Source organism: Hymenobacter duratus, from assembly GCF_014698995.1.
Taxonomy (GTDB): domain Bacteria; phylum Bacteroidota; class Bacteroidia; order Cytophagales; family Hymenobacteraceae; genus Hymenobacter; species Hymenobacter duratus.
Genome location: NZ_JACWZZ010000005.1, coordinates 77,701 through 104,596, shown reverse-complemented (window position 1 = coordinate 104,596; position 26,896 = coordinate 77,701). Strand labels below are relative to the sequence as shown.

Annotated in this window: 27 protein-coding genes; 18 read left to right on the top strand and 9 right to left on the bottom strand. The window is 60.4% G+C overall.

Annotation, left to right across the window (positions count from 1 at the left end):
* The 3 genes from IC231_RS19225 to IC231_RS19215 all read left to right on the top strand — a co-directional run.
* On the top strand, positions 1-558 hold a 558-nt coding region (locus IC231_RS19225), incomplete at its 5' end, for a phosphoenolpyruvate carboxykinase (ATP) (RefSeq protein WP_190786105.1).
* A gap of 124 nt (positions 559-682) precedes the next feature.
* Entirely contained in the window at positions 683-1,327 is a 645-nt protein-coding gene (locus IC231_RS19220) for an RNA polymerase sigma factor (protein ID WP_190786104.1), read from the top strand.
* Complete coding sequence (locus IC231_RS19215; protein WP_190786103.1) at positions 1,314-2,786, top strand: TonB family protein; 1,473 nt, start codon at positions 1,314-1,316, stop codon at positions 2,784-2,786. Before IC231_RS19220 ends, IC231_RS19215 begins: the two co-directional genes overlap by 14 nt.
* A gap of 88 nt (positions 2,787-2,874) precedes the next feature.
* On the opposite strand, the gene IC231_RS19210 is transcribed toward IC231_RS19215, so the two are convergent.
* Positions 2,875-3,117, bottom strand: a complete 243-nt coding sequence (locus IC231_RS19210) for a hypothetical protein (protein ID WP_190786102.1) — start codon at positions 3,115-3,117, stop codon at positions 2,875-2,877.
* Between the two features lie 198 nt (positions 3,118-3,315).
* On the opposite strand from IC231_RS19210, the gene fumC reads away from it, so the two are divergent.
* The 6 genes from fumC to IC231_RS19180 all read left to right on the top strand — a co-directional run bounded on the left by fumC (position 3,316) and on the right by IC231_RS19180 (position 7,971).
* Positions 3,316-4,722: a class II fumarate hydratase gene (gene fumC / locus IC231_RS19205; protein ID WP_190786101.1), complete on the top strand. Its 1,407-nt coding sequence runs from the start codon at positions 3,316-3,318 to the stop codon at positions 4,720-4,722.
* Positions 4,723-5,138: 416 nt separating this feature from the next.
* Positions 5,139-5,735, top strand: a complete 597-nt coding sequence (locus tag IC231_RS19200) for a GNAT family N-acetyltransferase (RefSeq protein ID WP_190786100.1) — start codon at positions 5,139-5,141, stop codon at positions 5,733-5,735.
* The gene (locus IC231_RS19195) at positions 5,728-6,132 is read left to right on the top strand and encodes a diacylglycerol kinase family protein (protein ID WP_211539197.1); all 405 of its coding nucleotides are present in this window, start codon (positions 5,728-5,730) and stop codon (positions 6,130-6,132) included. Before IC231_RS19200 ends, IC231_RS19195 begins: the two co-directional genes overlap by 8 nt.
* A gap of 96 nt (positions 6,133-6,228) precedes the next feature.
* Positions 6,229-6,705: a DUF6970 domain-containing protein gene (locus IC231_RS20120; protein ID WP_211539196.1), complete on the top strand. Its 477-nt coding sequence runs from the start codon at positions 6,229-6,231 to the stop codon at positions 6,703-6,705.
* Between the two features lie 63 nt (positions 6,706-6,768).
* Positions 6,769-7,266, top strand: a complete 498-nt coding sequence (locus tag IC231_RS19185) for a DinB family protein (RefSeq protein ID WP_190786099.1) — start codon at positions 6,769-6,771, stop codon at positions 7,264-7,266.
* A gap of 84 nt (positions 7,267-7,350) precedes the next feature.
* Positions 7,351-7,971 (top strand): thioredoxin family protein, encoded by a 621-nt coding sequence (locus IC231_RS19180; protein WP_190786098.1) that lies wholly within the window; start codon positions 7,351-7,353, stop codon positions 7,969-7,971.
* Between the two features lie 90 nt (positions 7,972-8,061).
* On the opposite strand, the gene IC231_RS19175 is transcribed toward IC231_RS19180, so the two are convergent.
* The gene (locus tag IC231_RS19175) at positions 8,062-8,907 is read right to left on the bottom strand and encodes a DUF4382 domain-containing protein (protein ID WP_190786097.1); all 846 of its coding nucleotides are present in this window, start codon (positions 8,905-8,907) and stop codon (positions 8,062-8,064) included.
* A 143-nt stretch (positions 8,908-9,050) separates the two neighbouring features.
* Positions 9,051-12,149, bottom strand: a complete 3,099-nt coding sequence (locus IC231_RS19170; RefSeq protein ID WP_190786096.1) for an AsmA family protein — start codon at positions 12,147-12,149, stop codon at positions 9,051-9,053.
* A 403-nt stretch (positions 12,150-12,552) separates the two neighbouring features.
* On the opposite strand from IC231_RS19170, the gene IC231_RS19165 reads away from it, so the two are divergent.
* Complete coding sequence (locus IC231_RS19165; protein WP_190786095.1) at positions 12,553-13,569, top strand: PorP/SprF family type IX secretion system membrane protein; 1,017 nt, start codon at positions 12,553-12,555, stop codon at positions 13,567-13,569.
* Positions 13,570-13,636: 67 nt separating this feature from the next.
* The gene (gldJ, locus tag IC231_RS19160) at positions 13,637-14,878 is read left to right on the top strand and encodes a gliding motility lipoprotein GldJ (RefSeq protein WP_190786094.1); all 1,242 of its coding nucleotides are present in this window, start codon (positions 13,637-13,639) and stop codon (positions 14,876-14,878) included.
* 76 nt (positions 14,879-14,954) lie between these two features.
* Here gldJ and IC231_RS19155 read toward each other — a convergent pair whose 3' ends face one another.
* A complete protein-coding gene (locus IC231_RS19155; protein WP_190786093.1) occupies positions 14,955-15,659 on the bottom strand; it encodes a ComF family protein in 705 nt (234 codons plus the stop codon).
* Positions 15,660-15,921: 262 nt separating this feature from the next.
* Between IC231_RS19155 and IC231_RS19150 the strand changes: the two genes are divergently transcribed.
* The 3 genes from IC231_RS19150 (at position 15,922) to IC231_RS19140 (ending at position 17,554) form a co-directional block, all read left to right on the top strand.
* Positions 15,922-16,299, top strand: coding sequence for a carboxymuconolactone decarboxylase family protein (locus IC231_RS19150; RefSeq protein WP_073287018.1), 378 nt, complete (start codon positions 15,922-15,924; stop codon positions 16,297-16,299).
* Complete coding sequence (locus IC231_RS19145; protein WP_211539195.1) at positions 16,296-16,661, top strand: hypothetical protein; 366 nt, start codon at positions 16,296-16,298, stop codon at positions 16,659-16,661. The genes IC231_RS19150 and IC231_RS19145 overlap by 4 nt, the downstream gene beginning before the upstream one ends.
* A gap of 128 nt (positions 16,662-16,789) precedes the next feature.
* Positions 16,790-17,554 (top strand): exodeoxyribonuclease III, encoded by a 765-nt coding sequence (locus IC231_RS19140; RefSeq protein WP_190786092.1) that lies wholly within the window; start codon positions 16,790-16,792, stop codon positions 17,552-17,554.
* A 177-nt stretch (positions 17,555-17,731) separates the two neighbouring features.
* Here IC231_RS19140 and IC231_RS19135 read toward each other — a convergent pair whose 3' ends face one another.
* The 3 genes from IC231_RS19135 to IC231_RS19125 form a co-directional block, all read right to left on the bottom strand.
* The gene (locus IC231_RS19135) at positions 17,732-19,000 is read right to left on the bottom strand and encodes a protoporphyrinogen/coproporphyrinogen oxidase (protein WP_190786091.1); all 1,269 of its coding nucleotides are present in this window, start codon (positions 18,998-19,000) and stop codon (positions 17,732-17,734) included.
* 56 nt (positions 19,001-19,056) lie between these two features.
* Complete coding sequence (locus IC231_RS19130; protein ID WP_190786090.1) at positions 19,057-19,794, bottom strand: toxin-antitoxin system YwqK family antitoxin; 738 nt, start codon at positions 19,792-19,794, stop codon at positions 19,057-19,059.
* A gap of 71 nt (positions 19,795-19,865) precedes the next feature.
* Entirely contained in the window at positions 19,866-20,543 is a 678-nt protein-coding gene (locus tag IC231_RS19125; protein WP_190786089.1) for a c-type heme family protein, read from the bottom strand.
* 261 nt (positions 20,544-20,804) lie between these two features.
* Between IC231_RS19125 and prfA the strand changes: the two genes are divergently transcribed.
* From prfA to IC231_RS19105, 4 genes are all read left to right on the top strand, one after another.
* On the top strand, positions 20,805-21,875 hold the full coding sequence (prfA, locus tag IC231_RS19120) for a peptide chain release factor 1 (RefSeq protein ID WP_185888295.1): 1,071 nt from the start codon (positions 20,805-20,807) through the stop codon (positions 21,873-21,875).
* A gap of 146 nt (positions 21,876-22,021) precedes the next feature.
* On the top strand, positions 22,022-23,539 hold the full coding sequence (locus IC231_RS19115; RefSeq protein ID WP_190786088.1) for a hypothetical protein: 1,518 nt from the start codon (positions 22,022-22,024) through the stop codon (positions 23,537-23,539).
* Between the two features lie 4 nt (positions 23,540-23,543).
* Positions 23,544-23,969: a secondary thiamine-phosphate synthase enzyme YjbQ gene (locus tag IC231_RS19110; protein WP_190786087.1), complete on the top strand. Its 426-nt coding sequence runs from the start codon at positions 23,544-23,546 to the stop codon at positions 23,967-23,969.
* A gap of 92 nt (positions 23,970-24,061) precedes the next feature.
* Entirely contained in the window at positions 24,062-24,652 is a 591-nt protein-coding gene (locus IC231_RS19105) for a hypothetical protein (protein ID WP_190786086.1), read from the top strand.
* 9 nt (positions 24,653-24,661) lie between these two features.
* Here the strand turns inward: IC231_RS19105 and IC231_RS19100 are convergent, their stop codons facing one another.
* Entirely contained in the window at positions 24,662-25,258 is a 597-nt protein-coding gene (locus IC231_RS19100) for a hypothetical protein (RefSeq protein WP_190786085.1), read from the bottom strand.
* The gene (gene gpmI, locus IC231_RS19095; protein WP_190786084.1) at positions 25,251-26,798 is read right to left on the bottom strand and encodes a 2,3-bisphosphoglycerate-independent phosphoglycerate mutase; all 1,548 of its coding nucleotides are present in this window, start codon (positions 26,796-26,798) and stop codon (positions 25,251-25,253) included. Before gpmI ends, IC231_RS19100 begins: the two co-directional genes overlap by 8 nt.
* Positions 26,799-26,896 lie beyond the last annotated feature (98 nt).

Sequence of the window (26,896 nt, the reverse complement as noted above, 5' to 3'; positions counted from 1 at the left end):
GACGCCTTCGGGGTGCTGCCTCCCATCAGCAAGCTCGACAAGAGCCACGCCATGTACCACTTCATGAGCGGCTACACGGCCAAGGTGGCCGGCACGGAAATGGGCGTTACGGAGCCGCAGACCACGTTCTCGGCCTGCTTCGGCGCCGTGTTCCTGCCGCTGCATCCCACCAAGTACGCCGAGATGCTGGGCAAGAAGATGGATGAAAACGAGGTGAACGTGTGGCTGGTGAACACCGGCTGGAGTGGCGGCAGCTACGGCGTCGGCTCGCGCATGAAGCTTGGCTACACCCGCGCCATGATTACGGCCGCCCTCAACGGTGAGCTGAACGACGTGGAATTCAAGAAGCACCCCATCTTTGGCGTGGAAGTGCCAGCCTCGGTGCCGGGCGTGCCCACCGAAATCCTGGACCCACGCGCCACCTGGTCCGACCCGGAAGCTTACGACAAAACGGCCGCCGACCTGGCCCAGAAGTTTGTAACCAACTTCCAGAAGTATGCCGATTTCGCCAACGACGAAATCCTGGCCGGTGCGCCTAAAGTGGCAGTAGAAGTGTAGTACCCGACAAACCTGACCTGATTATTGAGCCCGCCTACTCTTCCACGTGAAGGGCAGGCGGGTTCTGCGTTTGGCCCGTATCTTGGCTGAACCTGCGGGCTGTTGCCCGGCTCTTTCTCACACTATGTTCTTCCGTCGCCGTCCTGCTGACCCTACTGCACTGCCCGATGCTGCCTTGCTGGCACGCTACCGGGAGCAGGGCGCGGTAGCGGACCTGGGCGTGCTGTATGAGCGGCATATGCCGGAGGTGTTTGCCATCTGCCGGCGCTACCTGCGCGACGATGCCGATGCGCAGGATGCCGTGATGCAGCTGTTTGAACAGCTAGTAGATAAGCTCCGGCGCCATGAGGTGGATAATTTTCCGGCCTGGGTGCATGCCACGGCCCGCAACCATTGCCTGATGCTGCTGCGGGCCCGGCAACGGCCCGGCCCCGACCGGGGTGGGGGGCTAGTCCTGCATTTTCCGGACGCGGCCAGTATGGAATTGGCAGTGGCGGAGCATCTGAATGATGATGACCCCCAAGAAGCCGAATTCAACGAAGCCCGCCTGCAGGCCCTGGAACATGCGTTGGCTACCCTGCCAGATGGCCAACGACGATGTCTGGAGCTATTTTTCCTGGAAAAGAAGTGCTACCGCGACATTGCTCAGGAAACCGGCTACGACCTGAATGCGGTGAAAAGCCATCTGCAAAACGGCAAGCGCAACTTGCGCCGCCACCTTGAATCTCCTCCTACGACTTCGCCTTTCTCCTCCGATGCGGCCCGATAATCAGTCTCCGTCCTCTCTGCTACCCGCCGGTTCGGCTGGGGAGCATCTGCCGCTGGCTCTGCTGCGGCAGTATGTGGCCGGTACGCTGCCTGCCACTGAGCAGTACCGCGTAGAGCGCCACACCCAAGCCTGTCCGCGTTGCGCCGATGTGCTGGAAGGGTTGTCTCTGACCAACCAAGCGGCTACAGATAAGTCCCTTTCTGAACTGCAGGCTCGTCTTCGTGCCCGCGTAGCCGAGCTGGAGCCCGATGTGGTAGTTCCGGCCGGGATGTTCGTGCGGCCCTGGCAGCAGCTAGCGGCCGTGGTACTGCTGCTGCTGGTAGGCACTGGAGTATGGCTGGGCCTACGCCGCTCCTCCGATGGGCCAACGGCGGCACCACCTGTTGCCTTGCGCCAGCCAGCTGCTACTCCCGAAACATATGCCACCGTTCCACCAGCCGCAACTTCGCCGGCTCCTGACGTTGAGGTAGCTGACAAGTCCGTCGTCACGCCTGAAGCAGCCGCCTCAGTTCCGTCAGTTGCGCTGAACACAAGCCCAGTGAAAGCCCGCCGCTCAGCAAAACCGACGCGGATACCAGCGGATACAGCGCTTGAATCGGGTAGCGGTGGCATAGCTATGGCCAGCGCCCCTGTTGCCCTAGCCAATGCGGAAGGCGGGCAGGGTATTTCGGGAGAAGCAGCGTCTGCTGCCAATAGCATCAGCACGGCTGACGATGAAGCAACGAAACAGACTGTAGCAGCGCCGCAGGTTATGACCAAGGCGAAAAGCAAAGCCGCTACAGCCCGTATGCAGGCTGCGGCCGCGCCCGCAGCTATTGATAATATGGCAAAAAACCGCATTATAGACGCTTCGGTCCTCAGCGCCGGCACCCGCACGGTTCGGGGCCGCGTCACAAACTACGTGAGTGGAGAAGGCCTGGGCGGTGTGCAGATACGAGCCAATGGCGTGAGCACCGGGGTAAGCACTGCTGCCGATGGCTCTTTCAGCGTCTCAATACCTGCTGCTGCCACCACGCTGGCCTTTGAAGCTGCTGGGTATCTGCTCAAGGAACAAGTACTTGCCAAGGATTCCAACGAAGTAAAACTGACACTTGCCCCGAAGCCAACCGAAGCGCCTGTACTGGTGCGCCGCGAAAAGGCCCCGGCAACAATAGACTTGGCAGCTACGCCGGCCGGTGGGCAACGTGCTTTCCGAGACTATCTGCGGGACAGCCTGGAGTACCCTGAAAAAGCAATGAAGGACGAAAAAGAGGGCAGCGTCAAACTCAGCTTCTTGGTGAACGTCGATGGTACGCTGCAGAATATCAAGGTGGTGAAAGGTCTCACGGAGGAGTGTGATGCCGAAGCCATTCGGCTACTACAGGAAGGTCCCGCCTGGCATCCGGCTATCATCAATGGCCGCCGCACGGCGCGCACGGTCCAGATCAGCATCCCGTTCCGAATTGCCGACCATCAGTAAGCGGATACACCAAGGAGGCGTTTGCCTTCAGGGTGCCGGTTGCAGCCTGAAGGCAAACGCCTCCTGCACTTTTCAGAATGCGAAGCAGTTAGCCGCTGTAGCCGCCGCCGCTTTCCGGCTCGGTGGCGCTGCCACCGGCTTTGTCGGGCGTGGGCAGCTCTGGTTCGGTTTTGAGTTCAACCTTGCTATAGTCGGGCGTACCGTTGCCGGCGGTAGCTACTGGCGTTTCGGTGGTGCTGTCCGGACGGGTAGTGCTGGCGGCTTGGGCAGTAATGGGGGTGTCGGGCTTGGCAGATAAGGCGTCGGATTCGTCTTCGAATGTCTTTTTCATGGCGGGTGACTTCTATAACGGCAGCGGATATACTGCCTGTTGGGCTATACGCAGCCTGCTGGCAAGGGACCATGCCCAGCAACCGCAGAATTTTGGGGTTTCGATAGGGCGCCGGGTGTGGTTGCGTACTTTTGCCCCGGCGGCTCCGGCCGTAGCTACCTTCCCTGTTACTTCATTCCCTTCTCACCCCACAGAAGCATGACGCAGTTCCGCACCGAGAAAGACACCATGGGCACCGTGCAGGTGCCAGCCGACGCCTACTACGGCGCCCAGACCCAGCGCAGCATCGACAACTTCCAGATTGCCCAGGACATTAACCGGATGCCCAAGGAAATCATCCGCGCCTTCGCCTACCTCAAGAAAGCCGCCGCCCTCACCAACCGCGACGCCGGCATTCTCGACGCCGACAAAGCCGAGCTGATTGGCCGCGTGTGCGACGAAATCCTGGAAGGCAAGCTCGATAAGGAGTTCCCGCTGGTGGTATGGCAGACCGGCTCGGGCACGCAGAGCAACATGAACGTGAACGAAGTGGTAGCCTACCGCGGCCACGTGCTGCAGGGTGGCAGCCTTTCGGACGAAAAGAAGGTGCTAGCCCCCAACGACGACGTGAATAAGAGCCAAAGCTCCAACGACACGTTCCCGACGGCCATGCACATTGCGGCCTACAAAATCCTGGTGGAAACCACCATTCCCGGCATCGAGAAGCTGCGCGACACGCTCAAAAGCAAGAGCGAGCAGTTCATGCACATCGTAAAAATCGGCCGTACGCACCTCATGGACGCTACGCCACTGACGGTGGGCCAGGAGTTTTCAGGCTACGTTTCGCAGCTCGACCACGGCCTGCGCGCCATCAAGAACACGCTGGCCCATTTGAGCGAGTTGGCCCTGGGCGGCACTGCCGTGGGCACCGGCATCAACACGCCCGCCGGCTACTCGGAGAACGTGGCCAAGCACATTGCCGACCTCACCGGCCTGCCCTTCATCACGGCCGAAAACAAGTTTGAGGCCCTGGCCGCCCACGACGCCATCGTGGAAGCCCACGGCGCGTTGAAGACTGTAGCGGCTTCGCTGATGAAAATCGGCAACGATATCCGCCTGCTGGCCTCGGGTCCGCGTGCCGGCATCGGCGAGCTGCACATCCCCGACAACGAGCCCGGCTCCAGCATCATGCCCGGCAAGGTGAACCCCACCCAGTGCGAAGCCATGACGATGGTAGCCGCCCAGGTAATGGGCAACGACGTGGCCATCAACATCGGCGGCATGAACGGCCACTTCGAGCTGAACGTGTTCAAGCCCGTCATGATCTACAACTTCCTGCACTCAGCCCGCCTGATTGGCGACGTGTGCGTAAGCTTCAACGACAAGTGCGCTGTGGGCATCGAGCCTCTGGAAGCCAACATCAAGAAGCACGTGGATTCGTCGCTGATGCTGGTAACGGCCCTCAACCCGCACATTGGCTACTACAAAGCCGCCGAAATTGCCCAGACGGCCCACAAAAACGGCTCGACCCTGAAGGAAACCGCCCTCCAGCTCGGCTACCTCACCGAGGAGCAGTTCAACGAGTGGCTCAAGCCCGAGGACATGGTGGGCGAAATCAAGAAGTAGGCGGTAGCGCCGGACGGTATGCGGCACGGCCACCCGGTAACCGGGGAAGCTGCCGCTGCCCGCTCGAACGCACCAGCCAGCGCACCCTAAGCCAGCCGGCCACCCTGCCAAAGGGTGGCCGGCTTGTTTTTGGCCCCGGCCCCGGCGCCCGAAGCAGCTTCCTGCCTACCCGAAATCCCGGAATCATCTCCGGAAACTGCTTCAGGTGGGCCGGGAGGCGCTTCGGGTGGGCCGGGAAGCACTTCGGGTGGGCTGGGAGGCACTTTGGGTGGACCGGAAGCTGCTTCGGGTGGGCCGGGAAGGGCCTAGAAGTTGCCGGGAGGCATTTCGGAAGAGGCCGAAGCAGCGGGGGCAGGTGGCGCAGGTGGTGGAAATCCGGCATCTTTACGGTGTACTTCGCCACTTGCCCCGCCCGTATGGACTTCACCCGCGACATAGTTCTGGAAAACGACCGGGCGCTGCTGCGGCCGCTGGCGGCCACCGACGTGGATTTGCTGGAGCCCGCTGCCGCCGACCCGGATCTGTGGCTGTATACCCTCACCCGCGCCGACAACCGGGCCAGCCTGGAGGCCTATGTGGCGGCTGCGCTGCAAGGCCGGGCACAGGCGCGGCGCTACCCGTTCGTCATCATCGATAAGCAAACGGGCTGGGCGGCGGGCAGCACCAGCTACTACAGCGTGGTGCCCGAGGAGCAACGCCTGAGCATCGGCTACACCTGGATTGGTACTGATTTTCAGCGCACGGGCCTCAACCGGGCGGCCAAGCATCTGCTGTTGCGCTACGCCTTCGACGAGCTGGGCTGTGAGCGGGTGGAGCTGGAAACGGATGCCCGCAACCAGAAGTCGCAGAACGCTATGCGGCAGATGGGCGCCACCGAGGAAGGCCGGCTACGCAGCCACCGTCCCACGCAGGGCGGCATCCGGCGCGACAGTATCATTTTCAGCATCATCCGGCCGGAGTGGCAGCAGTTGCGCCACACTATCTTCGGCGCTTTCGATACGGCCCGTGGCTAAATCTGCCTCCGAACCCCGCCGCTTTCCGGCGTTGCTGCGCCAGCGGGCAGCCAGCTTCGGCCACGCCTTCCGGGGCGTAGCAGCGGCGCTGCGCAGCGAGGTGCACCTGCAGTTTCATGCGGCGGCTACGGTGGCGGTGCTGGGGCTGGGCTGGTACTTCGGGCTGGAGCGGTGGGAGTGGGCGCTGGTGGCGCTGGCCGTGGGGCTGGTCTGGAGTCTGGAGCTGGTGAATACGGCCATTGAGGCGGTGGTAAACCTGGTGTCGCCGGAGTACCACCCGCTGGCGGGCCGGGCCAAAGACGTAGCGGCCGGAGCTGTGCTGGCGGGGGCCGTGGCGGCGCTGGCAGTGGGCCTGCTGGTATTCGGGCCGCGGATATGGGCCTTGCTGGGCGCGTAGTGGCCGAACCTTGGGGCAGATGAGGGCGTAAGCTCGGGTGTGCGGCTGGCTTTTCGGGTTGGCCTGCCTATTTTTGCGCCCTCTTTTCCCGTGCTTATGCGCTCCTCCTCGTTTTTGCCGGCTGCGGCGGTAAGTCTGCTGCTGTTCGGGTTTTCCTGTCAGAAAGGAGTTAATGTCACGACCCCTACTGATGCGCCCGCATCGGGCACAACGGGCATCACCTCGACGCCGGCTCCGGCCGCCAAGAACACGACCACGCCCGTGCCCGACGCCCCGGTGGCTAAGTTCGACACGACGGCCCGCCCTGGTTGGCTGCGGGCCAAAATAGACGCGCACTTAGCTGAGAAAAAGCAGAATCCGCCCATCCAGATCTTCCGCTACCGCTACAAGGATGCCGTAGTGTACTACGAAACGTCGCCGTGCTGCGACCAGTTTACCAACCTCTACGACCAGAAGGGCAAGCTCATCTGCCACCCCGATGGCGGCTTTACCGGCCGCGGCGACGGCAACTGCGCAGATTTCAACAAAAACAAAACCGAGGAAAAGCTGGTTTGGCAGGACCCGAGACAGTAACCGGAGCCCGGCGCAGTAAGCGGCAAACAGCCCTGCCGTGGCCGGCTCTAACGCCCAAGTACCATGATTAATACCAACGAAAAGCTGGGAGCCTACAACGTGTGGGCCAACAAAACCCTGCTGCGCCACCTCGACGGCCTTGTGGCCAACGGCCAGGAAATTCCGGCCGTCTGCCTGCGTCTTTTCAGCCACGTGCTCAATGCCCAGGCCATTTGGCTCGGCCGTCTCACGGCCACGCCCAGCCCCGTGAAAGTGTGGCAGGAGCACGACCTGCAGGGCCTGCACCACTGGCATGAGCAGACGTCGGAACGGTTCCGGCAATACGTGCAGAACGCCGACGAAGCCGAGCAGCTGCGCCTGATTTCCTATACCAACTCGGCCGGGGAAAGCTACACCAGCCAGGTGTCGGATATTTTCACCCACGTGCCGGTGCACGCCAACTACCACCGGGCCCAGGTGGCTACCCGCCTGCGCGAAAACGGCCTCGAACCCATCAACACCGACTACATCACCTACTGTCGTGAGCTGACGGCAGCCGGAAAAGAAACGGTGAGCCTGTAAGAACATTGCCGCTTTGCCGGTTATAGAAGCCTTTTCGGAGTATTGCCGAAAAGGCTTCTGCATTCTGATCTAACCCTTCCGCCCATGTCCACTACCGCCCAGCCCGTTCCTGTTCTCACGCCCGAGCGCCTCGCTACGGCCTATTCTTACGTCAGCTATCGGCTGCTTATTGATGAGTTGTTGGCCGACGGCAAAACCACCGGTCCCCAGCAGTCGGAGGAACTGACCGAGTATACCCGCCTGAACGTGCAGCGCATGAAGCGCCTCGACAAAACGGTACAGTTGCTGCCCGCCATCCAAACCACTCTAAGCCGGATGCAGGGCCAATATGTGTGGCTCATCATCACGGAAGGCTGGTGCGGTGATGCTTCGCAGATTGTGCCGGTGCTGGAAGCCGTGGCGCAGGCGTCGGAAGGGAAGATTACAACACACTATATGCTCCGCGACGAGCACCCGGACCTGATGGACCAGTATTTGACCGACGGCGCCCGCTCCATCCCGAAACTGGTGGTGCTACACGCCGACACGCTCACAGAGGCACTGCACTGGGGGCCGCGCCCGGCTCCGGCCCAGAAGCTGCTGCTGGACCTAAAAGCCCGCGGCGCCACCCACGAAGAATACGCCGAGCAGGTACACGGCTGGTACGCCCACGACAAAACCCAGACCACTCAGGGTGAACTGCTGGCCCTGCTGCAAAAGCTGTAGAGCCTAGCCCACAGGGCTATTCTTTATAAAAGGAAAGCCCCGCTTGCACATTCGGCAAGCGGGGCTTTTCTAGTGTTGTACCGACTCGGATTACTGCAGTGAAATCGAGCCCAAATCTGTTACTTGGTCATTTACGATGGCAACGCCGGTACGAGTGACGACACGGTAGGCGGGCTGGCCGGTAGGGGCGGTAGTCGTCGGGAACAGCTCGACGCGGTAGGTGCCCGAGGGCAAACCGCTAAACAGGAATGCGCCCGACGTGGCATCGGCCGCGGTGCTGAACGTGTCGGCGGGCGTGATGGACTGGCGGATGGCCAGCACCTGGGGCCGGGCAGCAGCCGGTGTAGCGGTGCCGCGTAGGCTGGCTCGCAACTCCTGGGCCAGCACCCGAATCACGGGTTTCAGCAGATACCGCTCTTTCTTGTCGTTGCCAGGGTTCCAGTTGCCGCGCTCCACAATGGATTTGGCCACGTCGAAGTCCAGCAGGAGTTGGAATGTCTGGTCGGCACGTACGGTCACGTTGTCCAGTTTCAGCTTCACGCCGGAAGACTGGCCGCTGGGCGTTTTCAGATCGTAGCGCTGCCCGTCGCGCCCGATTACGTACGAGTCGGGGCCCAGTAGCAGGCGAATTTCCTTCAGGTCGCCGGGCTCAAAATCGGTGCTTACCAACAGGGCTGAGCGGCCATTCACATACTCCAGTACATTGATGGACTGCGTCTGGAAGGGCAGCGTCTGCCAGCCGTCGGGGTTGTTTTCGTCTTTGAGGTGCACTTCTATCTGACGCACATCCAGTACCACCTGCTGGAAGTCGCCGGGACCATCCATGAGGCGCACTTCCAGCTTGGTGTTGCCGGAAGCAGAGTCATCGTCTTTGCTGCAGCCGGTGAAAGCCAGGGCAGCCAGTAAAACTAGTGGGAGGAAGCGAGTCGGTTTCATAAGAGTGGAAAAGGAAGCGTGAGAAAGCAAAAACGGAGCAGTGCGGCGGTATACGTCCGCCGAGCTGCTCCGTTGTGGCAACAAGCGGGCCAGCAGATGGCCTGAACGTTGCGCAATAAAATTCTATTGCCCTTCTTTTTGTGCTATCCACCGGTTTTGGTGGTGTCAGGCTTTGTTGGCTCGGGTGTAGGAGTCGGGGTTGCGGTTGGCTCAACTGGCTTGGCGGGCTGCGTCTTGGGCTTGCCGAACAGGGAGTTGAGGCCTTTGGTGGCTTGCTCTTTCAGCTTGGCCTGGGCCTCCAGCTTTTTCTTATCGAGTTCCTGCTGGGCCTTGGCCTGTAGTTCCAATTGCTTGCGTTGCAGCTCGCGTTGCAGGCTGTCCTGGGCTACTTTGGCTTTGGCCTGCAGCTGCAGCTTGGCATCGTCTACCTTGGCCTGCACGATGTTGGTTACCAGGTCTTTGGCTTGCGCTTTCACGCTGCCCGTCGTCAGCTTCACCTGCGGGTTGCTCACGGTGCCGCCAATGGTGAGGCCCAGCGTCACGCGCTCCGTGCCTTTGATGTCCGCCACACCGGTGAGGCGCGTGAGCTGGCCACTGAGTTGCGAGCCAAGCTTGCCGGTGGGCACGTTCAGGGCTGTTACGTACTCCAGGCCGCCGCTGCTGATGTTGTTGGAGCCGCCCACGGTCATCTTAATCTGGCCCACGTTCAGGTCAAATGGCTTCACGATGAAGTTGCCGTTGATAATTTCGGCCGCCACATCTTTGTTGTTCACCGCGAAGCTCTTCAGCTCCTGAAACTGCGTGAGGCTGCTGATTTTCTCCATCACCGGCGAGCCGCTCACGGCCGCCCGCACCACTTCAAACAGCCCCTTGCCGGTGAGCGTGCTGTAGTTGGGCATCATGTCGGGGCCCATTTCACCGCTCACGTTGAAATTGGTGGAGAACACGCCTTCCAGATTGTCGGCCAGCGGCACCAGCGTCTTGATGGAGTTGAAGGCCGAAAAGGCGTTCTGGAAGTTCAGGTTCTTGATATTCAGCCCAAAGTTGAACTTCGGGTGCGCCAGGTTTTTGCTGCTATACGAGCCGGTAGTAGCAAACGTGCCGCCCAGCGTATTAAACGTCAGGCCGTTGAGCGTGGCGGTCTGGTCGCGCACGCCCACGGTGCCCTTCACGTTGTCCAGCTTGAGGTTGTCGTAAATCACCTGGCCCATGGTGGTGTTCAGCGTCAGGTCGAACTCCTTCGGAATCTGTAGCACGCCGTCGGCCTTGGTAGCGGCGGCGGGGGCTTTGGTGGCGGCCGTGGCGCCCTTGCTCGGCGCTGCCGTCACCTCGTCCACCATCCACTCGTTCACGTTGAAGCGGCTGGAGTTCACCGTCAGGTTGCCGCGCAGCGGCTGGCCGGGCACAAACAGGTAGCCCATGTAGTTGCTGATGGTGCCCGAGGCCGCCACGTCCGACGAGCCCACGAAGCCGGCCATGTTCTGCAGCACGATCTTGTCGTTGTTGAAGGTAGCCGTGGCGCGGGTCACGCGCATGCCCTGCGGCAGGTCGGCGCTTTTGTAGGTGATGTTCTGGGCCTGCACCGTGCCCGAGGCCACCACCGTCTGGTAGCGCCCGGCCTCAATATCGGCCATGTTGCCCTTGGCAGCCACGTTGCCGTTGAGGCGGCCCGTCACGGTCATGCCGTCCAGCGGGAAGATCTTCGTGATTTTGGTGAGGTCCACGGTGCCCTTCACGTCGGCATCGAAGCGCAGCTTGTCCACGCCTTGCGTGCTCACGCGGCCGGCTAGCGGCTCGCCGTCCAGCAGCATCCGGAAGTTGCTGATGTCCAAGCGCGTATCGTTCAGCTGGCCCGTGGGGTTCATGACCACGCCCGCCACGGTCAGGTTCTCAATCGGGGCCGGAAACTGCTTGCTCTTCACGTAGCCGTTGGTCAGGTTTAGTTTGGCCTGTACCACCGGCATCTGGGTTTTGGAGTAGATACCCTTGGCGGTGCCATCCACGAACAGCTTGCCGCGCAGCAGCAGGTCCTGCACCGGATACACCTTCATCATCTCAGCCAGGTCCACATTGGCCTTCACGCGGCCATCCACCTTCATCGGCTCTAGCCCATCAATGGCCACGTTGCCGTCAATTGGGTTGGCGCCCAGGTCCAGGTGAAACTGCTTCACATTCACTTTCACGTTGTTGGTGAAGCCCGACGGGTTGTCCACCACCATATCTACGTTGATGTTTTTAGCGGCCTGCGGCAACTGCGGGTACTTGAACATGCCGTTCTTAATCTGCAGGTTCACGCCGTAGCCGGGCATCTTCACCTCGTTCTGCACACCCTTAAAGTAGCCGTCAAATGCCACCTTGCCGCTGGCCTGCACGTCCTTAAACTGCTCGGTGTACACGCCCGGCACCAGACTCAGAATCGTTTTGAAGTCGGTTTCCAGCGCCTTGAAGGTCAGATCATAGGTGATGTCGGTGGCATTCGGTAGGCCAATGGAACCCTGAAACGAAGCCGGGAAATCGTTCAGCTGCACCTTGTTGTCCTTGAACGTGAACAGCATCTTGTCCAGGTCCATGGCCATGGTCACGTCGGCCGTCAGCTTCTTCTTGCTCACGTATTCGGTGCCGTCGTAGGTCATCGAAAACTGGTCGGCCGTGGTCTGGCTCACCATATCGAAGATGTTGCTGGCAAAGTCGCCGGAGCCGGTGTGATTCAGGCCGCGCAGCTCCATATTAAAGGGAATCGTACGGTCCTCGTAGCGCAGGTGCCCGTCGGTCACTTCCCACTTGCTGATGGCTAGGTTCAGCGAAGTCGTGTCCTGTCCCTGGGCGGCCGCGGCCGAGTCCGACAGCATCACGTCCCAGTTGGCCTTGCCGCTTTTCAGCACCTTCGCGCTGATTTCGGGCCGGTCCAGCAGAATGCTCTTAATCTTGATTTGGTCGCCGCTAATGACGCTCATCAGGTCCATACCCACTCGGAAAGAGGGCAGGTAAGCCAGCGTGTCGCGCGCAAAAGAGTCTTTGCCAATCACACGCAGCTCGTCAATGCCCAGCGCCAGGTCCGGGAACGTGCTGAATAAGCTCAGGCTGACGTTGCTCGGGTTGTATTCCACCTTCGCGTCCACCCGTTCGGCCAGCTGCTTATCGAGGGCCTGCTTGATTTTGTCTTTGAACAGCAGCGGCGTGAGGGCCACGGCCGCTACCAGCACCACCAGAAAAATCAGTAAGCCAATCCAGAATTTGCGCATAATTGAAAGAGTGATGAAGGAAAAACAAAGAGCAGGCCGCGGCTAAAACGCTACAGGACTGACCAAAAGCCAGGCGCAACGCGCCATGCGAGAGAGGTAATACAACCCGCTATAGTTGCACTTTGGTCCGGCGGGCAGAAACCGGGCAACAAGGCTGCCGCTATCCGCAGGCACCTAGCTGGGTCCGTTGCAAAAGTAGCAGCCTCAGCTTGCCGGTGCGGCAGGCCCAGTCTGCAAAATCAGGCCGTTGGTCGATTTATGGGCCTGATATACCGTTATTGAGCAGGGAAATTGGCAATTTAGTTTCCGCAAAGAAGACTGGCCGCGTACGATTCGGGGCCGGAAGGCGTTTAACAGCTTGATGATGGGGTTATTGCTACGGATAAATAACAGCTGCTGCCGTGTGCCGCGCCGCCTGCGCCAGCCCCTTACGGCGGTGGCTGTTGTGCTGGCTCTGCCGGCTGCCGCGCAGGATCTGTACTTCTCCCAGCCCTACGCCACCCGCCTGCACCAGAATCCGGCTTTCGCGGGCTTGCTCGATGATGCCAGCATCACGCTCAGCTACCGCAACCAGTTCCCGACCCTGGCCGGCACCTTCCAGACCAGCCAGCTTGCCGCCGATCTGCGCTTCAAAGACCAGCACAGCGCTGTGGGGCTACTGGTGAACCACGACCGGACCGGCGGCCTCGGCTACACCCGCTTCGAGGTGGGCGGCATCTACGCCTACCATTCCCGCATCAACGAAAACCTGGCTTTCAGCGGCGGGCTGCGCGCTAGCTACGGCAACCAGCGCATCAGCTACGGCAACCTGATTTTTGGTGACCAGATTTCGGAAGACGGCTCCACGGCACCCACCACCCGCGAGCCGCTGGACTTCAGCCCCGTCAGCTACCTGAGCCTGGGCACCGGCCTTATCCTATATAGTGACAACTTCTGGGTGTCGGTGGCCGGGCAGCACCTCAACCAGCCCAGCCTGGGGTTCCGCTCCCAAAGCAGCCTGCCGCTTCGCTACGAGCTAAGCACCGGCTACAAGCACTACTTCGTGCGGCGCACAGAGAAGCGCGTCTACCGCGAAATCAGCGTGACGCCTACCGTGCACTATGTGCGCCAGGGCGGCTCGCAGCGCGCTGAGGCCGGATTGTACGCTACCGTGACACCCATCACACTGGGTGCCCTGTACCGCGGCATTCCGTTGCCCGGCGCTCCACGTCCTCAACAAATTCTGACGGCCATTGCCGGTGTCAGCGTAGGGAGTTTCCGGGTCGGCTATGCTTATGATGTGGGCCTGAGCAGCTTGAGTGCCGACTTAGGCGGAGCCCATGAAATATCTTTGACCCTGCGTGCGTTTGATTCGCTGGAAGCGGCATGGCGCCGACTGAAACGCAGAAATTCCCCGGCGCCTCCTTGTCCATCCTTTTGAATTGTTGTATTATTGCAGCAACTTGCCTTGCCTAACCCCTTTTCTAACAGGTAGTTTCAACTCAATCATGAATTTTTCCAAGTACCTGCGTTTTGCGGTCGTAGGAGCCTGCGCCCTGGCTTCCTGCAAAAGCGGTCCGCCCACTGCTACCAAACCCGGTAAGTACAGCTCGACGACGGGCATCGATTATAATACCGAAGAGGGGATGAAGGTGGCCGATTACAAAGGCATTCCGGAAGGTCCCGGCCTGATCTTCATCGAAGGTGGCCGCACGGTGCTTGGCTCGCAGGAAGAAGACGTAACGATGACCCACGACAACGTGGAGCGCACCGTTACTATCGCCTCGTTCTACATGGACGAGGCCGAAGTGGCGAACATTCACTGGCTTGAATATCTGCACTATATCCGCAAAGACTCGTCGGAAGAATTCTACCAGTCGGCTTTGCCCGACACCACGGTATGGGCCCGCGAGCTGTCGTTCAACGACCCGTACGTAGACTACTACCTGCGTTATCCCGGCTTCCGCTTCTTCCCGGTAGTGGGTGTAAGCTGGCTGCAGGCCAACGACTACTGCACGTGGCGTACGTCGAAGGTAAACGAAACGCTGGCTTCCAACGCTGATGGCGGTGGAGGCGGTGGTGGCCTGTTCAAGAAAAAGAAGAAAGGCGGCGACGCCGCCGAAGGAACCGACGGCGACGGCAAAGCCAAAATTGCCATCGAAAACGGTAACACTCTGCCGAACTACCGCCTGCCCACGGAGGCTGAATGGGAATACGCCGCGCAGGCGCTCATCGGCACCCAAGAAACCGGCAACGAAAACCAAGAGAATAAGCGCATTTACCCATGGGATGGCCGTCAGGTGCGGAACCCCTACGGTGGCAAAATGGGCCAGTTCCTCGCCAACTTCAAGCGTGGCCGCGGTGACTACGCCGGTATTGCCGGCTCGCTGAACGACGGCGCCATGATTACGGAGTACATCTACGCTTACCCGCCGAACGACTACGGCCTGTACAACATGTCGGGCAACGTGAACGAGTGGGTGCAGGATATCTACCGTCCGTTGTCGTTTGAAGATGTGGAAGACTTGAACCCCTTCCGTCGCAACGGCTTCCTCGACCCCTCGGAGAAGTACGACAAGAAAGGCTACCAGTCGCTCATCGATGACCACGTACGTGTCTACAAAGGTGGCTCGTGGCGCGACGTAGCGTACTGGTTGTCGCCGGGCACGCGCCGCTTCATGGCAGAAGATTCGGCTACCGCTACTATCGGTTTCCGCTGCGCCATGATCAACGCTGGCTCGAACAAGTAGGAAGCAACAAGCTACTAGCAACAAAAAAAGCCGTCCTAAACAGGACGGCTTTTTTTGTTGCTAAGCAATTCGGCTATTACCTATCCGCGCAGGCAATGGTGGCAATGCTGGCTTCGGTGGCTCCGGCGGCCAGCAGCACGGCGGCGCAGGCTTCGAGGGTGGCGCCGGTGGTCAGTACGTCGTCTACCACCAGCACGTGTTTGCCCCGCACGGCTTCCGGATCGGCCACCTCAAATACTTCGGCTACGTTCTGCCAGCGCTGAAGGCGGTTTTTGCGGGTCTGCGAATCGGTGTGGCTGGTGCGGCGCAGCGCGGTAGCGTGCCAGGGCGTGTGCAGCGCTTCGGCCAGGCCCTCGGCAAACGGGTCGGACTGGTTGTAGCCGCGCTGAGCCAGCTTGCGCGCGTGCAGCGGCACGGGCACAATCAGGTCGAAGGTGAGGCCGGCGCGGGCTAGGTCGTGGCCGTACCAGCGGCCCAGGGCCAAGCCTACGTCGCGCTGGTTCTGGTATTTGAGCTGGTGCAGCAGGTGCTGCACCCGGCCGCGCCGCAGAAACCGCAGGTAGCTCAGGGCATGGCGTACCGGCAGCTTGCCCCAGAACCGGCGGGCCAGCGGGTTTTCGGCCTCGGGCAGCAGGTGGTAGTCGGTGTAGGGCAGCTGGGCGCGGCAGCCGGTGCAGAGGTGTTCCTCGCCGCGGGCCAGCGGCTCCTGGCAGCCCAGGCAGGTGCGCGGAAAAATCAGGCCCCAGAAATCGGAGAGGATGGTGGCAGCGGCGGCACGCATAGCAGAATAGGAATAACAGGCACCCGAATGAAGCCCCACGGTTAACGCTGGCGAACTTCTGTTTAATTTCGCGGTTAGCACAGGCCGGATTGAAAGTAGTAATTCGGCGCTACAATTTCTTGCCTGTACCACGAAGCGACGCTTCGTCATGAGCGGAGCGCATAGATGGCAATGCGCCACCGCGTAGCTGCGGGCCCTGCTCGTGACGAAGCGCCGCTTCGTGGTACAGCGCACTCACCCACCTCATCACTCCATCACCGATATGTCGCAAGTCACTGAATTCAACGAGTACCGCCAGCGCATGAACGAGAAGATCATGGCGGCCGATAACAAGGTTATCAAGCGGTTCTTCAACCTCGATACCAACACCTACCAGGCCGGCGCCGTGGACGTGAAAACCAAGGAAATGCTGGGCCTGGCCTGCTCCATGGTGCTCCGCTGCGACGACTGCATCAAGTACCACCTCGGCAAGTGCCACGAGGAAGGCCTCACCGACGCGGAAATCTATGAGGTGTTTGCCATTGCCAACCTCATCGGCGGCAGCATTGTGATACCGCACTTCCGCCGGGCCGTGGAGTATTGGGAGATTCTGAAAACGGAAGCTGTGGAAGCCGCGCCCGAACACCGGCACGAGGTATGAGCACCATGCACCCCGACGAAACCGAAACCGAGTTCGAGCAACGCTGGTGGGAGTTTATGAACCAGATGCGCGAGCGGTTCGGCAAAAAGCCCGACCTGAACGCGCTGCTGCTGCTGATTGGCGTGCAGGAACTGGGGCAGGGGGCGGGGCCCTTCACGAAGGAGCAGAAGCAGGACCTGATGCACATTGCCACCTGCCGCCTGTTCAGCCTCTCCGGCTACTACGAGCTGGAGCAGGTGGATGAGGAAGGTTGGCCGCATTTCCGGCTGGTGAAGCCTGTGCCGTTTGCCAGCCTCAAAGAGCAGGAGCGGATGCTCAAATGGCACATTCTGGAGTATTTCGCCGAAATGGGCGACGAGTAGCTACAGCCCTCTGGCATCCTGAGCGGAGCGAAGGCCCTTCTCACGCTTGACCAACTGTCGTGAGAAGGGCCTTCGCTTCGCTCAGGATGACAGACATTCACTCATCCACTCATTCAATAACTCACGCATTGCACATCATCAGTTACAACGTCAACGGGTTGCGGTCGGCGCTCAGCAAAGGCCTGCTGGAGTGGGTGCGGGAAGTGCAGCCCGACGTGCTATGCGTGCAGGAAATCAAGGCCGGGCGCGAGCCGCTCGATGTGTCGGGCTTCACGGAGTTGGGCTACACGGCGTATCTGCATCCGGCCCAAAAACCGGGCTACAGCGGCGTGGCTACCTTCTCGAAATACCCGCCCACGGCTGTGGTGGAAGGCTGCGGCACTGAGCTGTACGATGCCGAAGGCCGCGTGCTGCGCCTGGATTTCGAGGATCTGTCGGTACTGAACGTATATATGCCCTCGGGTACCAGCGGTGCCGAGCGGCAGGCGTTTAAGGTGGAATGGCTGCACTTTTTCCGCGACTATGTGCGGCAGTTGCGGGCCGAAGGCCGCCGGCTGGTCATTGGCGGCGACTTCAACTGCTGCCAGACGGCCATCGACCTGCACAACCCCAAAGCCAACCAGAACAGCCCCGGCTACACCCCGGAAGAGCGGCAGTGGTTTCAGGATTTTCTGGCCGACGGCTTCACGGACTCTTTCCGCCACCACCACGGCGACGCGCCCGGCCACTACTCCTGGTGGAGCTACCGGGCTGGCTCACGGGCCCGCAACGTGGGCTGGCGCCTCGACCACCTGCTCGTGGCGGCCGAACTGGTGCCACAGGTATCCGCTGCCGGCCTGCTGCCCGATGTCGTGCATTCCGACCACTGCCCGGCTTGGGTGCATCTGGCGTAGCGTCTGCCCTGACGGCCATCCAAACAGGCCTTGCAGAATGCCGCAGCCGGCTTCCGGCTACCCGATTGGGCATTGCAGAATGCCGCAGCCGGTTTCCGGGCACCGGAAAGGCTTCCGCAGAAGGCTGCAACGGCCATTTCGGTAGCCGGAAGCCTGTTGCAGAATGCCGCAGAGCGGTTAGCCGGCCAGCAGCATTTCGGCTACTTCGCGGCCGGTAGCCATGGCGGCATTCAGGGAAGGATAGGCCGTGTAGTCGCCACAGCGGTACAGGGTGCTGGTGAGGCGCAGCTCCTGGCGCGGCGGCTGGCCGCCGGGGTACACGGGCAGCGCGTGTGGTAGGTCGTAGGTGCGCAGGTGCTGCCACCGGGCCACTTCTTCCCCAAACCACAGCATCAGCTCCGCGCGAAGCAGGGCCGTGAGTGTAGTTTCGGGTAGGCCATGCTCGCCGTGGGTGCTTACTGATACCAGCGTGCGGCCTTCGGGAGCATAGTCCGGCGATACATCAGAAGGAAAGCTCACATTGTGGGCCAACTGGCCCGGCATGGCGTTCAGGCGCAGCAGCTTATCCTGGCGGCCGGGCGAGGAAGGCGCCGAGAAATACGTGCAGGTGGTGCGCCGCCAGGCCGTGGCATGTAGCTGCGGCAGATGCGGGAGCAGCCGGGCCGTGGTGTTGCCATCGGTGGCTACCACTATGGCTGCCGCTTCCAGCGTTTCGCCGCCGCGCAGCCGGACGGTAGTGCCTTCCACGGCTTCGGCGGGCGTGTTGAGGCGCACGGTGCCGGCGGGCAGGCGCTGGGCCAGCTGCTCCGGAATCTGCTGCATGCCCAACGCCGGCACGGCGGCTTCGCCTTCTATAAACTGCTGGTACACGAATTCAAAGAAATTACTACCCGTGCTCAGGCCCCGGTCGAGAAACACGCCTCCGAAGAACGGCCGGAAGAAGCTGTCGATGATATGCTCGCTCCAGCCGTAGCGGCGCAGAAACGTGAGCGTATCGGTGGAAGGGCGCGCCAGCAGTTCTTCGCTGCGGCGGCGGCTTACGTGCTGGGCCAGGCTGGCAATGCGCAGCTTATCAGGAAGGCTCCCGATGGGCGACACGGCCGCCGACAAGGCCGCGGCCGGCTGCCGCAGTGGGTTGCGCAGCGTCGTTTCCTGGCCCGAAGCCAGCCGGATAACGGCTCCGGATTGAAACGCTTTTAGATTCAGGGCGCCGTAGTCGAGCAGGCGCTGCACTTCCGGGTATTTGGTGAGCAGGATCTGGAAGCCGTGGTCGAGGCGGAAGCCGTCGGGCGTCACATCGGTCCGGACGCGGCCCCCTACGGCTTCGGCGGCTTCCAGCACCACCACGGCCCGGCCGGCGCGGTGCAGGTAGTTGGCGCAGGTGAGGCCGGCCATGCCAGCCCCGATAATAACGATAGGCGCGGAAGTGGAATCAGAAGGAGTCATATCAGCCCCAAACTCCAAAACGCGCCCGAAGGTTAGAAAACCAGCCGCAAGCCCGGCTATTCAGCGGGCGGGCAGGGCGGGCCCAGCTTGTACGCTTCGGCCATGCTGTAGGTATCCCAGTCGGCCAGGTCCAGGCGCGACTCGTCCCGGTACGGCTCCATCTGCTCGACGAGTATGCCGCTGCGAAAGTGCCCATTTAGAAAGGTTTCTCTGGCTACAAGGCTTTGGTCGGATACTCTGCGCAACTGCCAGCGGCCGTCCGGAATGCCCTGCACCACCTTGCCCCGCAGCTCCAGCCCCAGTTCCCGGCGGTACCACGTGCCGTTGCCATCCTTCACGAGTTGCTGGCCCGACTCTTCCCAGAACTGCTGAATCAGTGGGTCCTGGCCGTTGCGGAAACTCAGAATCTGGCGTGGCTTTCCTGACGGGTACCAATAGGCCCAGTCGCCCACTTGCCGCCCAGCCATGTAGCGCCCGCGCGCGGCCAGCTCGCCGGTAGCATGGTAGGTTTCGAACACGCCTTCCTTGCGGCCTTCGCGGTAGGAGCCCTGTAGCAGCAGCAGGTTGTTGGTCATGCGGTAGTCGCGCACGAAGCCCATGAAACGACCGGCGCTGTCGAGGCGGGTGTGGCGGCGAATGGTAGCGCAGCCCGGCGGGGTCAGGAGGTAGTCTTCGGAATAGAAGAAGCCTACGCTGTCTTTGCCCAGCACCCGGTAGCACTGGTCAAGCGACGCTTTTGCGGGCAGGCCTTGCTGAACCCACGTGGCGGAACCGGTTAGCAGCAAGACACTCATCAGCAAAGCTGGCCGGCCGTTCCTCATAAATAGCGTCATACTGGGGACGGGCAATAGATTGAGCCAACTACTCAACGAACCGTGCGGTGCCGCGGCAGCTTGCGGGTTTTCATGGTCCAGAACTCGGCCACGCCGGGGCGCTTCAGCGTCAGGCGCCACACGCCCATGCTCTGGCCCAGCACGTAGCCGGTGGCCTGGTCCTGCGGGTACTGCTTCCGGATGAGGACGTAGTCGGCAGCGCTGAGGTCCTGGCCTACTTTGCCGTGGCAGCGTAGGCACAGCGCGTCGCTCACCGTGATAGGACGCTGGTAGAAAAACGTTTCGGTGTTGGGGCGCGCAATCTGGCGGGCCGTATCGGGCTGCAGGTCGGCGGCCGTAAGTGCGGCCAGCTGGGCCGGGTTGCGCGGTTTGTTGCTCACGCGGCGGGCGTTGGCCTGCAGCATCTTCGCCACCGAGTCTACGGCCGGAAAGGTTTCGGGGCGGCAGTAGGGTAGGGCCGCTGCTATGCCGCCCTGAGCCAGTTTCTCGGTAAGTACGCGGAGCAGTTCCCGGTCGGCGTGGCGCGTGAGCGAGTCGCCGGACCAGCGGGTTGCGCGGAGCAGGTCTTCGGGCATAATGCGCTTCACCTGCCAGTTCTCTGCCTCTATACCAATGCGTTGGCTTTCTTTAAGGTGCTCAATCTGGTCGGGGCGGCAGCCGGCCGAGAGCAGCAACAGGGCCGCTCCGGCGGCGCGAAACAGGTAGCGCATGGCGAAAGACGATGGAAAGGAGGGAGCAAGATAAACAAGTCACGCCGCCGTTCGGTTGGCTCACCCAGACTTCGGCATGCCCGGCTGACTGCCACGCAAGCCACGTGCGGCCTGCAGAAGCCACATGTAGCGGATAAGCGGCAACGTAATTGCTTTTCGCGGGCCTCCGGCAGCGTCTCTGTGATGCGGAACCGGCACCCCTGGCACGCGTGTTTGTTTTCAGTACCTTTGTAGTTGCAAATACAATTCTCTGCAGGCAAGATGCTAGATAAACTGGAGGCCATTCAACAGCGCTTCAACGACGTGAGCGAGCTGCTGACACAGCCTGACGCCATGAGCGACATGAAGCGTTTCAAGACGCTGAACAAGGAGTATAAGGACCTCGGCAAAATTGTGACCGAGTATAAGGCCTACCAGAACGTGCTGGCCAACATCGACGGCGCCAAAGAAGTCATTGCCACTGAAAAGGACGAAGACTTCCGCCAGATGGCCAAGGATGAGCTGGAAAGCCTGTATCCGGAGCAGGAGCGCCTGGAAACCGTTATCAAAGAGCTGCTCATTCCCAAAGACCCGAACGATTCCAAGGATGTTATCATGGAAATCCGGGCCGGAGCGGGCGGCGACGAGGCGGCCATCTTTGCCGGCGACCTGCAGCGTATGTACATGCGCTACGCCGAGAAGCACAACCTGAAAATGGACCTCATTGATGCCACCGAAGGCACTTCGGGGGGCTACAAAGAAATTATTCTGGCCCTAAAAGGCGAGGACGTGTACGGCAAGCTCAAGTTTGAGTCGGGTGTGCACCGCGTGCAGCGCGTGCCGGCCACCGAAACCCAGGGCCGCATTCACACTTCCGTGGCCTCCATTGTGGTGATGCCGGAAGCGGAAGAGTTGGACGTGCAGATTGACATGAACGATGTCCGCAAGGACCTGTTCATGTCGTCGGGCCCGGGCGGGCAGTCGGTAAACACGACCTACTCGGCTGTGCGTCTCACTCACTTGCCTACAGGCCTCGTGGCCCAGTGCCAGGACCAGAAGTCGCAGCTTAAGAACTTCGATAAGGCGCTGCAGGTACTTCGCTCGCGCCTCTACGAAATTGAGCTGGCCAAGAAGAACGAAGCCGAAGGCGCTGCCCGCAAAAACATGATTGGTGGCGGCGACCGGTCCGACAAAATCCGCACTTATAACTACCCGCAGGGCCGCGTCACCGACCACCGCATCGGCTTCACGGTATACAACTTGGCCAGCGTAATGGACGGCAACATCGACGACTTCGTGGAGCAGCTGCGCCTCGCAGAAAGTGCTGAGCGCCTGAAGGAAGGCGTTTCGTAATTTATTGCTGATCTACTCGTTCTGTCATCCTGAGCGGAGCGAAGGACCTTATCACGCCAGACGAGTTGTTGTATTGACAATCGTTTAGTTGGTGCGAGAATCCTTTGCTCCGCTCAGGATGAACTTGTTTATATAAGTTGCTGCGTATGCGTTTTTTACTCCCGTTGCTGCTCATCTGCTCGGCCCTGCTGTGCCTGCTACCTGGCTGCGAACCGAAGGAAGACCTGCTCACCACCGATGCCAGCGCCAAGCTGGAATTCTCACGTGATACGGTCATCTTCGATACTGTTTTTGCGCAGGTTGGTACCGTCAGCAAGCGCCTGTGGGTGTACAACCGCAACAACCGCGCAGTAAAGGTGGACCAGATCCGGCTGTCTGATACCAACCCCGGCACCTATTCCCTGATTATTAATGGTGATGAACGGCAGGCGGCAGCCGGCCTCGAAATTCGGGGCAATGACAGCCTCCTTATTCTGGTGAAGGCTAAGCTCGGGCCCAGCAACCTGACCAACAGACCCTTCCTGGTAACGGAGCAACTCCTGTTTACAACCAACGGCAACGAGCAGGACGTGAAGCTGGTTGCCTACGGCCAGAATGCGTATTTCCACGGTCCGGAAGAGCGAATCAGCCGCAACACTACGTGGCCCAAAAACCGGCCGCATGTTATTTATGGCGTAGTGGTGGTGGATGCCGGTGTCACGCTGCGCATTCAGCCGGGCACCCGCATCTACTCTCATGCCGGCGCAGCGCTGGTTGTGCGTGGTACGCTGCTGATCAACGAAAACACTACGCCTACCACCGAGTTGGCTCCTAACGATACGGCCACATTCGTGCGCTTCCAGAGCGACCGGCTGGAACCTTTCTACGCCGAGATTCCCGGGCAATGGGGTGGCATTCAATTTGATGCCAGCAGCCGCAACAGTGTGGTGAACTTCACGGAAATCAAGAACGCTGCGTTTGGGTTGGTCATTGCCAACGTCCGCAACCAGTTGCCGCACCCGCTGGTCACGGTTAGCAACTCTATCTTCCGCAATATTTCCGGCGCAAATCTGTCTTTCAATGGCAACGGCAACGGGGCCGGCATTATCGGGCTTTCCGGCGACTTCAATCTGACCAACTGCTTGTTTACCAACTGCGGCGAATACGCTATTCTTGGTATTGGGGGAGGTGCTTATACATTGAACTACTGCACTGTAGCCAACTATACGCCACAATTTCAGCGCAAAACCCCTTCTCTATTCTTCACCACGGAGCCGGCCTCCGACGAGCCTCTGGTCAGCCCGATTACGGCCAGCATCAGCATTCGAAACTCTATTGTGTGGGGTTCCATTCCGGAGGAGCTGGGCTTCGAAAACAGCGACCAGTACCGTAGCGGCATCAACGTTCGCAACAGCCTGCTGCGCACCCGCGACTACGCCGGGGCCAGTGATGCCGCTGGCAAACCAGGGCTAGGAAATCAGACCCTGAGCAATATCCTGAACGAAAGCCCCCGGTTTAAACGCACTCCGGAAACGGTGAACGACCGGTACGATTACCGTCTTGATACCTTGTCGCCAGCCAGCAACAAGGCAGTATACAACTCCGCTATACCGCGCGACCTACTGTTCAAAACCCGTAGCACAACTGCGCCCGACTTGGGAGCCTACGAGCGGGTAAATCCCTAAGCTGATGGTGTATATCCAGAAAAGGCTGCGCCTCCCGGCGGTACGCCGCGGCTTTCACCTCATCACCGATCTGCTGGTGGCGGAACTGCCTGAACTGGAGCGGCTGCGGGTGGGCACGGCGCACTTTTTCATTCAGCATACCTCCGCCAGCCTTACCATCAACGAAAACGCCGACCCTACGGTGCGCCAAGATTTCGAGGCGTATTTCAACCATACGGTGCCTGAAAACGCGCCGTATTTCCGCCACACGCAGGAAGGCCCCGATGATATGCCTGCTCACTTGAAGGCCGCCATGATGGGCCATGCCGTAAGCATTCCGATAACCAATGGAGAACTGGCACTGGGCACCTGGCAGGGCATCTATCTGGGGGAGCACCGCAACCAGGGCGGGCGGCGGTGGGTAGTGGCTACTCTGATGGGAGCGGAGTAGGCCCGCACCGGCATTACGCAGAATAGTTGGGGGTTAGACGGGCCGCCGCTGGCGCTTTTACGTATGAAGGCAAAAGTTTCGCTGTTGCCTTCATGCTTTCTGTTCTGTTCTTATCTGCTTCCAAAGCCCTGCCCGCCGCGCTGCTCTACAGTGTACTGGGCCTGCTGGGCTGTGGCACGGAGGACACCAGCCGTATAGCAGTAGACGCTTCAGACCCAAAGCCAGTGCAGCGGCAGCAGGTAAAGCCGGTTGTACGCAGGCAGCCTTCGGCTCCTAAAGCCGTCTGCACTCTCACCAATGATACATTGGCCGGGCAGCCTTTTGGGGCCGAGCCGACGGTGGAGGAACTGCTGCGCGCCGGCGCCAAAGTCAGTTCCCGCAAGCCCTTTGCTAACCTGCACGTGGCCGGCCAGATGGATACCATCCTTACGCTGCGTCACCAAGGCAACCAGTTTGAGTTTTACCGCACATTTGAGAAGGACCTGCTGCGCCAGGCGGTTATCACCAATTTCCGGCCGAGCTACGGGCAGCGGCTGCGGGCTACGCTCACCGAGTCGACGAGGCAGAACGGTGGCCCTTGCAACCAGCTTCGCATCCGGGACACAGAACGCGCGAACAACGTGTCGGCGACCTTTACAGCTGGCCAGCCCAGCGTAGCTCGTGTGCAGCCTTACTGGGACTAAGCGCTGCAGCTAGCGCACTACCTTCACTCGTACTGAGTAACGTACTGTGTCGAAGAGCACGAGCTTTTGCACGCCCTGCACACTGTATTCTGCCAGCTGGTCATTAATTATGCTCAGGCGCAGGCGCTTCTGGCTATAGAATAATGGATTGTCCTGCCGAATAACAGCGGCTAGCTCCTGCGTGGGGCTAGCGGTGGCTGTGGCGGCAGCATTACCAATCACCAGCAGCGCCACGGGCGCTTCCGTACTTGGCTTCAGCTTGTAAGTGCTGACACCGTCAGGGGTATTGTACGAGGCTGAAACAGATTTGGAGTACGCACCCCGAAGGGCCGGCTTGTTGATGTCAGCCTGATAGAAAACCTGCAACTCCTTACTCCAATCGGTTTTCGTGACCCGGGTGGTTTCGGTGTTGCCGTTGCGCAGCTGCACGCGTTTTTCCACCACTGGCTGTTGCTGATTGAGGCGTGCTACCTGCCCATCCAGCAAGACTTTCACGTCAAAGTAGTCGGGCTTGCGGTTGGCTGGGTTGGGGCGCACGGTGGCCTCTTCCGGCCCGCAGGCCGCAAGCAACAGTAGCGCCGCCATGGCCCAGCCGCGGTTAGGCACCGGGAGTGGCGTCAGGTTGGAGCAGGCTCTGGCCCGTCATGTCGGCGGGTTGCGGCAGGCCCATCAGCGCCAGCACGGTAGGCGCAATGTCGCCGAGCTTGCCATCCGCGAGGGTGCCGTGGTAGTTGTTGTCGGCCAGAATGCAGGGTACCAGATTGGTGGTGTGGGCCGTGTTGGGTGAGCCATCGGCATTCACCATAAACTCGGCGTTGCCGTGGTCGGCAATAACGATGCAGGCATAGTCGGCAGCTAGTGCCGCTTCTACTACGTCTTTGGCGCACTGGTCTACCGCTTCTGCAGCCTTCACGGCCGCTTCAAACACCCCTGTGTGGCCCACCATGTCGGTGTTAGCGAAATTCAGCACCACAAAATCCGCTGATTTAGCCTGCAGTTCCGGCACCAGCGCGTCACGCAGCTCAAAGGCACTCATTTCCGGCTGCAGGTCGTAAGTAGCTACTTTGGGCGAGTTGCGCATGATGCGGGTTTCCCCTTCAAACTCCTTCTCGCGGCCTCCCGAAAAGAAGAACGTTACGTGCGGGTACTTCTCCGTTTCCGCAATCCGGATCTGCTTCTTATGATTGGCCTCCAGCACCGCGCCCAAAGTATTTTCGAGGTTATCTTTCTCGAAAATCGGGGTGACGCCCGTAAATGTGGCGTCGTAGTTGGTCATGGTGAGATAGTGCAGGTTCAGCCGGTGCATCTCAAAGGCATGAAAATCCTGTTGCGTCAGGGCCTGCGTGATTTCGCGGCCCCGGTCGGTGCGGAAGTTGAAGCACAGCACCACGTCGCCCTCCTGAATGGTGGCCAGTGGCTGCCCGTCGGCGGCTACTTTCACAATCGGCTTCAGAAATTCATCGGTCACGCCCTCCTTATAGGAGTCGAGCATGCTCTGAATCAGGTTTTGCGAAGCAGTGCCTTTGCCATTCACCAGCAGGTCATACGCCACTTTCACCCGCTCCCAGCGGTTGTCGCGGTCCATGGCATAGTAGCGCCCCACAATAGACGCAATTTTGCCGCTGGCCCCGCGCTGCAGATGCTGCTCTAGGTCATTGACGTAGCTGACGCCGCCTTTGGGGTCGGTGTCGCGGCCGTCGGTGAAGGCGTGAATGAACACATTGTGCACATCGGCGTCATGAGCCAGCGTGCAGAGCGCCTTCAGGTGGTCGAGGTGGGAATGCACACCGCCATCGGAGAGCAGGCCCATTAGGTGTACCGGCTTGTTGTTAGCGCGGGCGTATTCGAAGGCTTTTTCCAGGGCGGGCATGGCCGCCAGCTTCCGCTCCCGAATGGCTTTGTTGATGCGCACCAGATCCTGGTACACCACGCGGCCGGCCCCAATGTTCATGTGGCCCACCTCGGAGTTGCCCATCTGCCCGTCAGGTAAGCCTACTGCTTCGCCGGAAGCTTGCAGCTTGCTGTGCGGAAACCGCTCAAACAAAGAATCAACGAAGGGCGTGTGGGCCTTGTCGATGGCCGAAACCTCTTTGTTCTGCGCCAGTCCCCAGCCGTCCAGAATCACCAACAATACCTGTTTGTTCATAGGCACAAAGATAGGCGGCCTGCACCGGACCGACCACATTTTCTTATCTTGGCTCCCACGGCAAAAATAACCTCACGCCTGGAGCCTTCGTAACGGCA